This window comes from Clostridium sp. CTA-5 (genome assembly GCF_054768135.1).
This window is the reverse complement of record NZ_BAAAAT010000015.1, coordinates 1-12936: the sequence shown is the minus strand read 5'-3', so window position 1 is coordinate 12936 and position 12936 is coordinate 1. Positions and strand designations below refer to the sequence as shown.

Below are 12936 nucleotides of genomic sequence, written 5' to 3'. Positions count from 1 at the left end.
TTTGTAAAGGAGGATTTTTATTATGGCATTATTTGAAAGTTATGAAAGAAGAATTAATCAAATCACTCCAGTACTAGAAAAGTACGGAATGAAAACTATGGAAGATGCTAAGGAAGTTTGTGCAGAAATCGGAATCGATCCATACACAATAGCTAAAGAAACTCAACCAATAGCATTTGAAAACGCTGGATGGGCTTACACTTTAGGTGCTGCTATAGCTATAAAGAAAGGTTGCAAGAAGGCTGCTGAAGCTGCTGAAGCAATCGGAGAAGGTCTACAAGCATTCTGTATCCCAGGATCAGTTGCTGATGACAGAAAAGTTGGTTTAGGACACGGAAACTTAGGAGCTATGCTTTTAAGAGAAGAAACTAAATGTTTCGCATTCTTAGCAGGACACGAAAGTTTCGCTGCTGCTGAAGGTGCTATTAAAATAGCTGAAAAAGCTAACAAAGTAAGAAAAGAACCATTAAGAGTTATATTAAACGGTCTTGGAAAAGATGCTGCATTCGTAATCTCAAGAATTAATGGATTTACTTATGTTCAAACTCAATTTGACTACTATACTGGAGAAGTTAAAGTAGTTAAAGAAAAAGCTTACTCAAACGGAGAAAGAGCTAAAGTTAGATGCTTTGGTTGTGACGATGTTAGAGAAGGTGTTGCTATAATGCACATGGAAGGTGTTGACGTATCAATCACTGGTAACTCAACTAACCCAACTAGATTCCAACATCCAGTTGCAGGAACATACAAGAAAGAATGTATCGAACAAGGTAAGAAATACTTCTCAGTAGCATCAGGTGGTGGTACAGGAAGAACTCTTCACCCAGATAACATGGCTGCAGGTCCAGCTTCTTACGGTATGACTGATACTATGGGAAGAATGCATTCAGATGCACAATTCGCAGGATCATCATCAGTTCCAGCTCACGTTGAAATGATGGGATTAATTGGTATGGGTAACAACCCAATGGTAGGAGCTACTGTTGCAGTTGCTGTTGCTGTTGAAGAAGGTATGAACAAATAGTAATACCAACTATCCAACAACAATAAAGTCATGTCACAGTTAATAAACTTGTGTTACTGATAATAAAGTTGTGTTAAAAGTTGTGTAAATAATGAAGGAGAAATCCTCTGTTATTTCACAACTTTTTTTGTTATACAGAAAAGAAAATAGAAGAGAAAAAGAATAGAAAAACCTCTTCAAGCCTCTGATTTGAAGGGGTAAGGTTATAGGGGAATGGAAAGGTTTGAAGAATGAATGGATAAAAGAATGGAAAATAAATGGACCTAAAGTCCATCTTCCCTTACTACTTACCCCTAATGCACCCCTAAGAATTCCCTCACCTCTGACACGACTTTATTAACTTTTATTGATACCCAATTTGATATATAAATGGAAAAGAAAGTGGAAATCATCTAGTATTAATACATAGATGAGTACACAAACCTTTTCTAATTTTGAAGTTTGGAATGAAAGTTCTGGGTTTGCTAAAGAAGTAGCAATAGCATTTTATAATGACTTTAAAAATATAAAAAATCATAGACAAAATAGTATTTTATTTTGTGGTCAAGTAGGAAGTGGAAAAACGCATCTTTCAGTAGCTCTTGGAATTAATTTTCTTGATAAAGAAATTAAGGTTGTATATATGTCATATAGAGATGTTTTAACAAAGATAAAAAGAAATATGCTTGATGATGAATACTATACAAAAATGATTTCAAAATACCAAACCTGTGATGTTTTACTTATTGATGATTTATTCAAAGGAAAAGTTAATGAGAGTGATATTAACATAATGTTTGAAATAATAAATTATAGATACCTAAATCATTTACCAGTTATAATAAGCACTGAATTTACAGTAGATAGATTGCTTTACTTTGCTGAGGGGATAGGTTCTAGACTTTATGAAATGTGTAAAGATTATGTGGTGGAAATAGAGAAGAGGCAAGAGAATAATTATAGACTTAGGTGAAGATTAGTTAGTATTTGGAAGAGGATATTTAATAAAATAGTGATATATTTAGGAACTGCTGTGTATGACTTTTAGAAGTTTTATGTGGTGGGTTTTATTTTTTGGGGAAGAAGTTGATGTGCTAATTAAAGGGAAATTTATTGGAAGTTTAGTAGTAAGAAGTTAGATTAATATGGTATAATATGCAATAAAATGTAAAAATAAAAGTAAAATTATATACAGATAATGTCTATAATGGGAAGTTTAAAAATAAGTATTTACATAATATGTAATGTGTAAAGTTGTAAAATACAGGAATTGCTTAAACTGAAAAATAACAGCTAGGATTATTCTATACTTCCAATGAAATATACTGTATATTAGCGTCTAGCGAGAAATTTAACTTAAAAATGATTTCATTGGGTACTATGGCTGTTATTGCAGTTGTTGGCATTGTGGAAATCATTCTTGGTGGTGATACTAACATCAAGTTGTCAAAACAAAGCTGTAGAATGAAGGTGAAAGATGAAAATTGAAAGAAATGATCCATGCCCTTGTGGTAGTGGGAAAAAATATAAAAAATGTTGTATTAATAAATTAATTGAAAAAAAGATAGAAGAATTGTATCTTAAACAATTGAAGTTGGCAAAAGGACCTAAGGATGAGAAAAATTGCTATGTAATATTAGAAATTGGGGAGAGGATTATATCAAATAATACAAGAAGTGTTTGTATAACTGGTACATATGTAAATATGGCTTTGGCAAAACGAGTACTTTATTATTTGAACCATAATATATCCGATTTGAACGATGCCAAAATATACTGTAATAAGGCGCTTGAATTAAAAAAGACTAATCAAGCTGCCTTAAAAAACAAGTATGGAATATGTCTGGAATTAAAAGAATACCAAGAAGCCTGTTTAGCGTTAGAAAAATATGAGGAGACGAATATTTTTAGTCCGATGAGTATACAAATTATTATAGAATATCAGAATACAATTGAGTATGCAAATAGAAATAAGTACTCTGAAACAGTAAAAGAAGGACTAGATAAGATAACAGACACGTTGTTCAATAAATTTGGTATGAATGCAGGTCTATGTGGAGTAGCTATTATGTATTATCTTGGCATTGGAAATGACACGTTAAGAGCATACGAATTGGGAAAAAGAAGCATTGAAGAATGGCCGAATTCATCAACATATAATAACTTAGGATGGATATGTCTGAATTCAGAAATGAACAGAAAAGAAGATGCATTAACATATTTCCTTAAAGCTATAGAACTTTCAGATGATGATAATCAAAAAACTCAAATGAATGGTAATTATTTTGTTGCATTAATGGAGAACGAACATTTTGATAAAGCGGAGAAATTAATATTGGATTTAATTAAAAGAAATCCATGTAATCAAAACTTTTCTAATTATGCAGAGTTATTGAAACGTCAGGGGCGTTATGAAGAAGCTCTGCATTGGGGAAACAAGGCACTTTTCTTAATAGAAGATGATACAACATTATTGGTGGTTGCCGATATTTATAAAAGGATGAAAAAATATGAAGATGCAGTTGAAATGTATCAATTGTGTCTTGGACATATAAATGCTAGAGAAAATGTTTATAAGTTTGATGATGCTAACAAATATACAATGTATTCCATGGCATCCAACAATAGTTTGGACTTAATATTATATGAAATACTAAAAGGTATAATATCATCTTTTAATTTGCAGAAAGATTATGAGAATGCAAAAGCTTATTTGGAAATGGCAAAAGAAAAACTTCCCCAAAAGAGCGATTGGGAGATATGGGATCAAACATTGCCAGAGATTGAGGTCACCGTAGAAAAACACAAAGAAATTGAAAAGAAACTTTCGGAAACAGAGAGGTGTATTGGTGCTCAAAAAAATTTTATTAGAAATTGGGCATTTAAACTTATGCAACTTCAGAATAATTCGGAGCAATTAAATCTAGATGAAGATGATGACTGGACAGAGTATGAAAATGAAATGGAAAACATACTTAATGAGATGTCGCAGATAATTAATAAGGAAAGTAGTGTTTATAGAAATTCAGAGACCTTTGTTAATTCAACATTCGCACATTTAAATAATGTCGCAAAAGAATTTTTAATTACTGCTGAAACGCTGTATGAGATTCATAAATCTAGCATTATTGATTTTGCACCTATTGTTGTAGAATATTGTAAAGTTGTAGAAAAGCAATTAAGAGTGCTTTTAGGGTCTAAGGTTCCAAGTGATGCAAAAACATTAGGTGGTGTGCTTTATACAATCAGCAACAATAGAGTTAGTCCGTATAATCAATATTTAACTGATTTATATAGTATCAATAGATTAAGAAGAAGTGGTGCACATACAGGTAATTTAAGAAAAAATGATGTGGATACAATAAGAAATATATTTTATACAAATCATTTGCTAAGTAGGCTTATATAACATTTTCAATTCAAGTACAGAAATTTTAATTAGATGATTGAATGTTACATGAACGAAAGTGGACCGAATTGACATTATATAAGTCACCTTGAGTCAGCCAGTATAAGGGAATATTTCAATGTATGAGTACACATATTAGCAGAAAGCTAATACAATTTAACAATATTACAATTATTAATTCTATTTGAAAATATAGTAAAAATTATCAATATTATAGTTATTAGAGAATACTATTATCATACTGGATAACTTTTCGTTATCTAAATACTCATTAGGCTAATAATTGGATGTTTATATAGAAAGAATCTGTGACAAGCTATGCCGTAAAATTTTAGATTTATCAAGTAATTTCAATCTGTATGAAGTTGCCTTGTGATAGTAATATATTCAATAAATTTTACATAAAAGTAAATTTAAGGCATGAGTTATTTTTATATTTATTGTGAGGGATGTCATGAATTTTGAAAAAGATTTAAGAGAACAAATGATTCAATTATTAAGTGAAGGTAAAATAAGATTCAATGAACAAGATTCAACATTTAGATTATTAATAAGTTATTTAAATGTCATAAATAGAACAATTAAACCTATACCAAGAAAGGTTTTTTTATCTGATAATATTGAAAAGAGTATTAAGCAAAATCAACTTGAAAAGAAATATATAGATGCTTTATTAAAATTCAAGTTTAATTTTGAAAAAGGGATAGATATGAATGGTCATTTAAGTGCAAATATATATTACTCTGACATGTCTATAAAAGATAAAAGAAGTCCTATTTATAGAAATTCAAGAGATTATTTATTGGACGATTGGGGAATTTATCATATCCATTTAAATGAAAAAGAGGCTAAGACTGAACAAGAAATGCGTAGTGATAAAACTAACAAAGAAAAAGGAAATAGATCTAAATATTTATTATTTATCAAAATAATAAATAATGAAATATATTTTATAGACATATATCATCATAATACAAAAAATGTATTTTCAAATCAAGAATTATTAGAAACTCTAGATAGAAATTGGCATTTTATATTAGAAAAATATTTAGCTAAAGGAGTAGCTTCAGTAAATAGGTTAACAAATAAGGAAATCCAAGAAGCAAGAAAAAATGGTTCTTTTATGCTATATTCAATCAATAATAAAGTATATTTCCCTATCGGTGGAGGATTAAATAGTGTAGGGACAAGTATTATACATACAAATAATGCAGATAATATTTTAGAAGATATAAGATTAATTGAAGAAGATGTAAGAAGTAACTATACAAGTATAAAAAATCAATTTGAATCTATAAATAAAATAGAAAACTATAACAAAGAGCTAGAATTTAAATTTAGTTTAGAGGAAAGGGGATATGTTGTTATAGAAGTTAATACAAGCTTTGCAATATTATATTCTCCAGAGGGAAATATCTTTAGAAAACAATATGGAAAAATTAATGATAAAAAAGAATAAAGAAGTATTAAAGATAAGATTTAATTAAATATATCTAACTTCTAATTATTCATAAAATATAAAGTTTAACTTTAAATAATAGTATAGTAGATATAATTTTTAGATATTAAGATGAAAGAAAATTAAATAATAAACATAAAACACCCATGTATAAATCTTAACTTATACATGGGTGTTTTATTATGAAAGAAATATTATTTTAAATCAAATTTTGTGATAGCTCTGTTTGTTAATTGAGCAGAATCAATTACTTTTAATAATCCACCATTAACGAAAAATACTTCTTTTTCGATTATAAGGTTCATTAATGCTTTAACTTTATCTGCATCAATATCTTCTTTAACTCCATTTATAGTTATTGAAGTTTTTTACCTGTTTGTGTTAAAAATGACATTGTTAAAATATGATCCATTTAGTATAACCCCCTTATTTATTAATTATTGCTTATTGTTTTTAAGCTTTCATTAGCTTAGATGATACAGTGATGAAAGTAGATCTAGTTTCACCATCCAGAATGTCTTTAATAGCTTGAGCTACATCATAGACATTTTCTTCAGATACATCTTCTTTTACACTGGAAAAGTTCTTTTTTGTAAATACTGGATCACCATTCTTATCAACACTTCTTTGAATTTCAATGCTCATAATAGTGTCCTTTACAAGTTTGTTTATAGACATTAGTTTAACACCCTTTAATTTGATTTCATATAGGATATATGTTTTAGAATTAAAAAATACAAGGTTAGAAGAAAAAAAGTTATAAGTATTTCTATAATATGTAAAGTTGTAGTCATTAGTAGAATTCTCTTAAAAAATTTTCAAGGATGTATTTACAAAATATGATATAATTAACCAATAGATAAATAGTAATTTATCAGATAATTTCTTAAGTTAAGACTATATTAAAAAATAGGAGGATAATAAAAATGAAAAAACTAGCGAAAATTAGCCTTTGCGTGGCTCTGCTAATAACAATATTTACTGGGTGTAGCTCCACGCCGACAAGCTCGGGCAATGGCGGTAATACCCCTGAAAAGCAAATACCTGACTTGACTGGTGAATGGAAACAAGAAAATAGCAAATCTGATAAGTCTTATCAAGCTGCAACAATAATTGGTGATACGATTACAATTTACTGGGTAAGTGATAACGGAGATACAAAATCACTTTATTGGGCTGGCTCTTTTGTCGCTCCAACAACTGCTGACGAACCTTATTCATGGACTTCGGAAAATGATCATAGTAAAACTGAGAGTGCTTTGCTCGCTTCAAGTGATGATACTAAAACTATCAAATACCAAAATGGTGTATTAAGCTATGAAGCTTCCGCTATGGGCACGACTACAACGGTTAAACTCAAAAAGCAACAATAATGGAAACAAGAAGAGCGGAGGGCTTTCATGCATAATCTCACCAAATAAGTATAATGCAACAGTTAAATTTAAAATTTTTTGTTGATGAAATATTTATTTTCTTATAAATGTTAAGACAAGTTGATTAAAGGAAGATTTTTTTCAATAATCTTTTTAAATAAAAATCATATTATATAAAGGCAAGTCTACTTCCGGCAAACAAGACGTTATCCCGTAAATGATACAAGCCTAAACAGGCTAGTACACTTCGGGAAACTTTGTTTACCTAAATAGACATGCCTATATTTTTTAATAAAATAGATATTCTTTAAGATAAAAAAATCCTAATTTTTAAACTTAGTTAATTCATAGATAATATTCTGGAAGAGGAATAAAACAACCAGGAGATAGAACATCCAAGCCACTCCTACTTCATTTATGGCTATTCTATCTCCAAATTGTTATATTCCTATGTAGCTAATTTATAGATGTTAGGTATAAGAGCTGCAGCTAAAGCAGTAGGAATTTTAAGAACAGCTCCTATACTTATTGCAGATATTCTGAAATTTATTCGATAAAGCATGATTAATCTTGATGCACAACATTAACCATCCTTTAACGAATACAGATGGTCTTAAAATTTTTACCACCACTTATTATATTGTAAATTTAGATATTTTAAGTTTATAAATACTCTTTTAAAATAACACTCTAAAAAATTCGATAAATTGATAGCACTAAATTTAACGAATTTTTAGAGTGTTTATATATTCTAAACATACCCCGACCACCACCCCTTATTTAATATATTATTTTCTATATATCTGTAGTTTGAAAAGCAAAATTATATCATAAAAAAAGTTAATAATGTCAAGGAGCTAGGACTATGAAGCAGATTGACATTATTAATTTTTTATAATACTTTTGTAGCTAGGTCAAACATACTTAAGGCTTGTCTACAAAAATGGTAATAGGTTTAAAAATGATTAAATTAGAGTTTTTATGTATAAGAAATTTAAGAATGTTGTGTATATGTAGAAGGATAGTAATAGTTATATTGTATAAATAAAATTTAAATAAATTTTATTTGGCTGATACTATGTTCATTCCAAGTTGCAAATCCTTCTGAATACTTTTTTTCAAAAAACATAGGCAATCTCTCTTTAAATCCATCTGCAAGATTAAGTTTTAACAAATCCTCTTTATTCACCCAAAAGACATTACCTTCAGCAGTTTTTTCTAATAGTTCACCACTAAATATTTCTGTTTTATAATTAAATACAAAATATCTATCATTAGTTTCAGTATTATACCAAGAAATAATTCCACATGGTTCTAAATTTGATATAGTTAAACCAGTTTCTTCTTTTATTTCTCTTATTGTTGATTCTACTATACTTTCACCATCTTCTATATGTCCTCCAGGAAATGAAATTCCTTTCCAAGATTTAATTCTATCTTGAACTAAAACTCTATTAGTTTCCTTATCATAAACCATACACATATTGGTTAATTCTACTTTAGCCATTATTATTTCACCTCATTTAACATAAATAATTTTAATATGTTTACTTATTATACCATATTATTTTATATTTCTTTTATCATATGTATAGTAACTACTTAAATTGGAAATACTTTTAATAGGGCAAAATATTAAAAGGGGATAAATTTTATTTATGGTAGAAAGGGTGTATCAAAAAATGAGATTTAATTTAGAAACATCAAAATTATTGTATGAGGTGAGGTATAGAAATTTAACTTCAAAAGAAAATTATACATATGAACAATTATATAGAGATAAAAATGGAGAATATTTTATGCATTTTCTAGGTGGTAAATATAGTGAATATGCTGTTAAAACTTCTTATACAGGATTTGTTGGAAGAGATGGAAACTATTTTATAACTGAAACTGAAATTGATTTATGGAAGAGAATTTCAAAACGCATGAAAGAAGAATACTCAAATGAATATTCAATAATAGATTGGGAAAAGGAAGAGAAAGAAGCTATAGTATAGGAGGAATATATACCATTAGAAGAGTTACCATTCTAGTACATATAATATAAAGATAAAACTAAACAAAATAAAAATAATTACTATTAAATTTTAGAATAGTTATTAATAGTGTACATAGACAATGACCTTTAAGAGCGATAGCTCTTAGGGGTCTGTATTAGGTAAACTATAAAATTACTACAATAGTTAAAAAACAAATAAAACTTAAGAACAAGCCTAAAGGCATGATTTTGACTACCACTTGTGCATAACATAAAATAAAAATATTCAAACTACTTAAAAGCTTTGACCTCTTGAATATTATTATTTTTAGGTGATAAAATCTTTGTAACCAAATACACATTTTGATAGTATGGTGTATTAAAAAAATCGCAAATCCAACTTTTTTGAATAATGCGATTTTACAATTTGCTATTTATTTTTAGTAATTGAACCTATTAATTATTTGGTGTAATAACTATTTTACCATCCTTGTCCAAAAGCGGGGTTATTCCTCCTGAATATCCATCCCAATTAGACAAATAATTTACTCCTGTTTCCTTGTCTACTATTATTTTAAACCCAGATACAGTACCTTGTTTATAAATAACATCAAATCTTTTTGAATCTTGACCAAACATTTTTCATTTCCTCCTTAAAGTAATTTCAGTCATTATATCTTGCTATAATGACTCAATTATAGCACAAATTGTAAGCACCATGTAATTCAATTTTCAAAGAACATTTTTCAAATTACTACGTGAAATCTACAAAGTATGTATTTTAAAAGTAAAAAGCATATCATAAATCCAATATTAAATAATTAATAAAATCAAATGGGTTGGTAATAGCTCCTTATTTTGTCCTGTATATATAAAATTTTCTTTTAAAACGAAGTGCTAAAGGTAAATTTTATAGATTAAAGGGTAAATAAGGAGCGTTGAAACATCTAAGTCATTCTTTAATCCTTAGAACTTTCATAGATTTCTTATTGGATGGACAATAGGTACTATATGAAATGTTGAAGGATTGAGAATGACGCAATTGTAAATACATCTAGGTCTCTTCTAAATATATAATCAAACTAAATAGGGTGGGCATTACATCTATAATAAACAATATAATGATTAAAGATTCTAATTTATATAATAAAAATTAAAAGCAATAAACATTAAATTCAAAATGTTTATTGCTTTTAATTATGCAACATTATTTTTATCATTAGCATCAATAACAACTCCAAGTTTAGTTGATATTATTGTATTAAGTTTATTAATTGAATTTGATAGATTATTCATTTGCTTTTCTAATCTTATAAGTAAATATGCACTTAATGCTACAGGAAAACCAACATTACCAATAAGACTTATTAATTCATTAATATCCATAAAGATCACCTCCTACATAGAGAATATATGTTTATAAGGTGATTATTTTATAGGTTATAATTGAAGTAACAACAAATTTATGATATATATGCTTCTAACTAGATATTGTTAATTAAAGATATAATTTTATATAAAAATTATATAAAAAGTATAAATGTAATAACTTAATTAGAACATATATATTAAAAGTGTTATATGCTAGGAATATTATTTTATAGCTAAAGGGGTGAAGTGATGAGAGCTACTAATTACGAAGATATGATAAAAGGAAGCCCGATTCACATACGTTCACTGGGTAAGTTCGAAGAACAAAATCATAGATTTTGATTCTCACTTAAAGAGAGCTATGGATATATTTGCAGAAGATGGATTAAAGTTCTTTGGAATAGATAAAAAAGTTAAGGATACAGGATCTACTGAGATTGTTGTTCTTGAAATTAAGAATATGTTTATGGACTATACATTCTTAATGGAAGATGATACGTATATACATTTTGAGTTCCAAACAACTAATAAAGGTGTTACTGATTTAAGAAGATTTAGAACATATGAAGCATTATTAAATATGCAAACTGGAAAAGATGTTATAACTTATGTAGTTTACTCAGGAGATATTAAAAATCCCTTAAGTGGATATGAAAGTGGAATTAATTCATATAGAGTTAATGCTATTTCAATGGCTAATAAAGATGGAGATAAAATCTTTAATGATATAATAGATAAAATGAAATCAGGAGAAGAACTTAGTAAGCAAGATATTATAGCATTAACTTTTACGCCTATAATGGGTGGAAAGCTTAGTAAAGGTGATAAGATAGTAAATGCAATAAGAGTTGTTAAGGATATTGATAAGGCTTATAGATATGATGTTGAGTCAATTCTGTATGCTTTTGCAAATAAGTTTTTAAGCGGTAAAGATTTAGATAAAGTAAGGGAGGAGATTAAGATGACAGAATTAGGTAAGAGCTTAATTGAAGAAGGAATTGAAAAAGGTAAATCAGAAGGAAAACAAGAAAATGCAATAGAAACTGCAAAAAGAGCTATTAAAAAGGGTATGAGTAATGAAGTAATAAGTGAATTGACAGAGTTATCTATTGAGGATATAGAGATAATAAGAAAGGCAATTACTCATAATTAATTATGTTAATATTAATTAAAATTAGAGATTAAAATGACTGAACTAGGAAGAAGTTTAATTCAAGAAGGAATTGAAAAAGGTAGAGAATTAGGAATTCTTCAAGGGAGAAAGAATAAGAGTATTGAAGTTACTAAAAAAGCTATTAAAAAGGAAATAAGTAATAAACTTATAAATGAATTAACTGAGTTACCTATTGCGGAAATAGAAGAAATAAGAATGTCTATGGAACTGTAAATAATTTTGTGTAATTTATATATTTGCTATTAAATATTACTGGAAAGGAAAATTTCCAGTAATATTTTTTTATATAATAAAAGTAGGACTATTATATAAAAGATTTATTTAAAGCCACCTTTATTTACTATGCGATTATGATAATAGGATATAGCAATATCAACGAGTGTACTAACACATATATTTATATCTGGGTGTATACTTTTAAGTTCATTTATTTTTCTAACAGTAGAACTGCGAAGAGTATAACTTCTTTTTATATTAGCATCTTCTCCATCAATTGGAGGGGCAGCTCCATTAGCTAGAGGAGTTTTTCTATTATCAAATAAGGTGGTATTTGATGAAATAGGAGTATTATTATTTGAGTTATTAAAAAGCATATTACTATTAATGTTTTCATTACTAGTATTATTATTTAATAGTAGATTAGCAGAACTATTATTAGATTTTCTTTGAGGTTCTGAAAGTTCATTAGAATTATTATTAGCAGCTAAATCTGCTAAAGTATTATCATTTTTATTAGGAGCATTATTAACATCTAAATTTATTGTATTATTATTTTCTTCATTAGAAGCTGCTACTGGATCATTATTAAATGAAAACAGAGTTATAGAATCTTTATCAGGTGGTACATAGTCAGTAAAACAACATTCCTCTTCCTCTTCTTGATATGCTAAATCATTTTTATCTATAATAAAGTCCTTTTTTCTTACCATTGTAGGGCAGTCTCTCCTTTTAATTTATTTGGCCTTATTTTAAAATAATGTGTAAATATGAATGATTTAAAGAATATTCAATAATAAAATTATTGTTTATTTTCTTTGATATTTTTATTAATAATGATTTCTGCTACAATTAAAATTTTATATAAAGCTTCACATACTAACTTTATTAAACAAACTCCTAATATAGGTGTAGCTAATGTTTTAATTAAGTATATATAACTGCTAAAT

At 27.7% G+C, this 12936-nt stretch carries 15 protein-coding genes and 1 pseudogene; 10 read left to right on the top strand and 6 right to left on the bottom strand.

Annotated elements, in window-relative coordinates; genetic code table 11:
- Positions 1-22: 22 nt before the first annotated feature.
- From ACYUET_RS17745 to ACYUET_RS17720, 6 genes and pseudogenes are all read left to right on the top strand, one after another.
- Positions 23-1024 (top strand): GGGtGRT protein, encoded by a 1002-nt coding sequence (locus ACYUET_RS17745; protein WP_460281829.1) that lies wholly within the window; start codon positions 23-25, stop codon positions 1022-1024.
- 409 nt (positions 1025-1433) lie between these two features.
- Positions 1434-1976, top strand: coding sequence for an ATP-binding protein (locus tag ACYUET_RS17740; protein ID WP_460281828.1), 543 nt, complete (start codon positions 1434-1436; stop codon positions 1974-1976).
- A gap of 389 nt (positions 1977-2365) precedes the next feature.
- Positions 2366-2491, top strand: a complete 126-nt coding sequence (locus ACYUET_RS17735; protein ID WP_460281826.1) for a hypothetical protein — start codon at positions 2366-2368, stop codon at positions 2489-2491.
- A pseudogene (locus ACYUET_RS17730) lies at positions 2478-2552 on the top strand (SEC-C metal-binding domain-containing protein); the annotation flags it as partial. The gene ACYUET_RS17735 and the pseudogene ACYUET_RS17730, both read left to right, overlap by 14 nt.
- 156 nt (positions 2553-2708) lie before the next feature.
- Complete coding sequence (locus tag ACYUET_RS17725; RefSeq protein WP_460281891.1) at positions 2709-4412, top strand: tetratricopeptide repeat protein; 1704 nt, start codon at positions 2709-2711, stop codon at positions 4410-4412.
- A gap of 454 nt (positions 4413-4866) precedes the next feature.
- Positions 4867-5871: a hypothetical protein gene (locus tag ACYUET_RS17720; RefSeq protein WP_460281825.1), complete on the top strand. Its 1005-nt coding sequence runs from the start codon at positions 4867-4869 to the stop codon at positions 5869-5871.
- 194 nt (positions 5872-6065) lie between these two features.
- Here the strand turns inward: ACYUET_RS17720 and ACYUET_RS17715 are convergent, their stop codons facing one another.
- A complete protein-coding gene (locus tag ACYUET_RS17715; RefSeq protein ID WP_460281889.1) occupies positions 6066-6203 on the bottom strand; it encodes a DUF2922 domain-containing protein in 138 nt (45 codons plus the stop codon).
- Positions 6204-6324: 121 nt separating this feature from the next.
- Positions 6325-6549, bottom strand: a complete 225-nt coding sequence (locus ACYUET_RS17710; RefSeq protein WP_460281824.1) for a DUF1659 domain-containing protein — start codon at positions 6547-6549, stop codon at positions 6325-6327.
- Positions 6550-6797: 248 nt separating this feature from the next.
- Here ACYUET_RS17710 and ACYUET_RS17705 point away from each other — a divergent pair, with 248 nt between their 5' ends.
- Positions 6798-7244, top strand: a complete 447-nt coding sequence (locus ACYUET_RS17705) for a hypothetical protein (RefSeq protein WP_460281823.1) — start codon at positions 6798-6800, stop codon at positions 7242-7244.
- A gap of 1051 nt (positions 7245-8295) precedes the next feature.
- On the opposite strand, the gene ACYUET_RS17700 is transcribed toward ACYUET_RS17705, so the two are convergent.
- The gene (locus ACYUET_RS17700) at positions 8296-8751 is read right to left on the bottom strand and encodes an NUDIX domain-containing protein (protein WP_460281821.1); all 456 of its coding nucleotides are present in this window, start codon (positions 8749-8751) and stop codon (positions 8296-8298) included.
- A gap of 175 nt (positions 8752-8926) precedes the next feature.
- Between ACYUET_RS17700 and ACYUET_RS17695 the strand changes: the two genes are divergently transcribed.
- Positions 8927-9244: a hypothetical protein gene (locus tag ACYUET_RS17695; protein WP_460281819.1), complete on the top strand. Its 318-nt coding sequence runs from the start codon at positions 8927-8929 to the stop codon at positions 9242-9244.
- Positions 9245-9681: 437 nt separating this feature from the next.
- On the opposite strand, the gene ACYUET_RS17690 is transcribed toward ACYUET_RS17695, so the two are convergent.
- Together ACYUET_RS17690 and ACYUET_RS17685 are read right to left on the bottom strand one after the other, a co-directional pair.
- Positions 9682-9864, bottom strand: a complete 183-nt coding sequence (locus tag ACYUET_RS17690; protein WP_460281818.1) for a DUF6440 family protein — start codon at positions 9862-9864, stop codon at positions 9682-9684.
- Between the two features lie 558 nt (positions 9865-10422).
- A complete protein-coding gene (locus tag ACYUET_RS17685; protein WP_460281816.1) occupies positions 10423-10611 on the bottom strand; it encodes a YvrJ family protein in 189 nt (62 codons plus the stop codon).
- A gap of 346 nt (positions 10612-10957) precedes the next feature.
- Here ACYUET_RS17685 and ACYUET_RS17680 point away from each other — a divergent pair, with 346 nt between their 5' ends.
- Together ACYUET_RS17680 and ACYUET_RS17675 are read left to right on the top strand one after the other, a co-directional pair.
- Complete coding sequence (locus tag ACYUET_RS17680) at positions 10958-11749, top strand: RpnC/YadD family protein (protein ID WP_460281814.1); 792 nt, start codon at positions 10958-10960, stop codon at positions 11747-11749.
- A gap of 33 nt (positions 11750-11782) precedes the next feature.
- Positions 11783-11983, top strand: coding sequence for a hypothetical protein (locus ACYUET_RS17675; protein WP_460281812.1), 201 nt, complete (start codon positions 11783-11785; stop codon positions 11981-11983).
- A 104-nt stretch (positions 11984-12087) separates the two neighbouring features.
- Here ACYUET_RS17675 and ACYUET_RS17670 read toward each other — a convergent pair whose 3' ends face one another.
- On the bottom strand, positions 12088-12699 hold the full coding sequence (locus ACYUET_RS17670) for a hypothetical protein (protein WP_460281810.1): 612 nt from the start codon (positions 12697-12699) through the stop codon (positions 12088-12090).
- Positions 12700-12936 lie beyond the last annotated feature (237 nt).

What these genes read in the sequence shown, in the direction of transcription:
- ACYUET_RS17745 (WP_460281829.1), top strand. Translation starts at nt 23, where the DNA reads ATGGCATTATTTGAAAGTTATGAAAGAAGAATTAATCAAATCACTCCA.
- ACYUET_RS17740 (WP_460281828.1), top strand. Translation starts at nt 1,434, where the DNA reads ATGAGTACACAAACCTTTTCTAATTTTGAAGTTTGGAATGAAAGTTCT.
- ACYUET_RS17735 (WP_460281826.1), top strand. Translation starts at nt 2,366, where the DNA reads ATGATTTCATTGGGTACTATGGCTGTTATTGCAGTTGTTGGCATTGTG.
- ACYUET_RS17725 (WP_460281891.1), top strand. Translation starts at nt 2,709, where the DNA reads ATGGCTTTGGCAAAACGAGTACTTTATTATTTGAACCATAATATATCC.
- ACYUET_RS17720 (WP_460281825.1), top strand. Translation starts at nt 4,867, where the DNA reads ATGAATTTTGAAAAAGATTTAAGAGAACAAATGATTCAATTATTAAGT.
- ACYUET_RS17710 (WP_460281824.1), bottom strand. Translation starts at nt 6,549, where the DNA reads ATGTCTATAAACAAACTTGTAAAGGACACTATTATGAGCATTGAAATT.
- ACYUET_RS17705 (WP_460281823.1), top strand. Translation starts at nt 6,798, where the DNA reads ATGAAAAAACTAGCGAAAATTAGCCTTTGCGTGGCTCTGCTAATAACA.
- ACYUET_RS17700 (WP_460281821.1), bottom strand. Translation starts at nt 8,751, where the DNA reads ATGGCTAAAGTAGAATTAACCAATATGTGTATGGTTTATGATAAGGAA.
- ACYUET_RS17695 (WP_460281819.1), top strand. Translation starts at nt 8,927, where the DNA reads ATGAGATTTAATTTAGAAACATCAAAATTATTGTATGAGGTGAGGTAT.
- ACYUET_RS17690 (WP_460281818.1), bottom strand. Translation starts at nt 9,864, where the DNA reads ATGTTTGGTCAAGATTCAAAAAGATTTGATGTTATTTATAAACAAGGT.
- ACYUET_RS17685 (WP_460281816.1), bottom strand. Translation starts at nt 10,611, where the DNA reads ATGGATATTAATGAATTAATAAGTCTTATTGGTAATGTTGGTTTTCCT.
- ACYUET_RS17680 (WP_460281814.1), top strand. Translation starts at nt 10,958, where the DNA reads ATGGATATATTTGCAGAAGATGGATTAAAGTTCTTTGGAATAGATAAA.
- ACYUET_RS17675 (WP_460281812.1), top strand. Translation starts at nt 11,783, where the DNA reads ATGACTGAACTAGGAAGAAGTTTAATTCAAGAAGGAATTGAAAAAGGT.
- ACYUET_RS17670 (WP_460281810.1), bottom strand. Translation starts at nt 12,699, where the DNA reads ATGGTAAGAAAAAAGGACTTTATTATAGATAAAAATGATTTAGCATAT.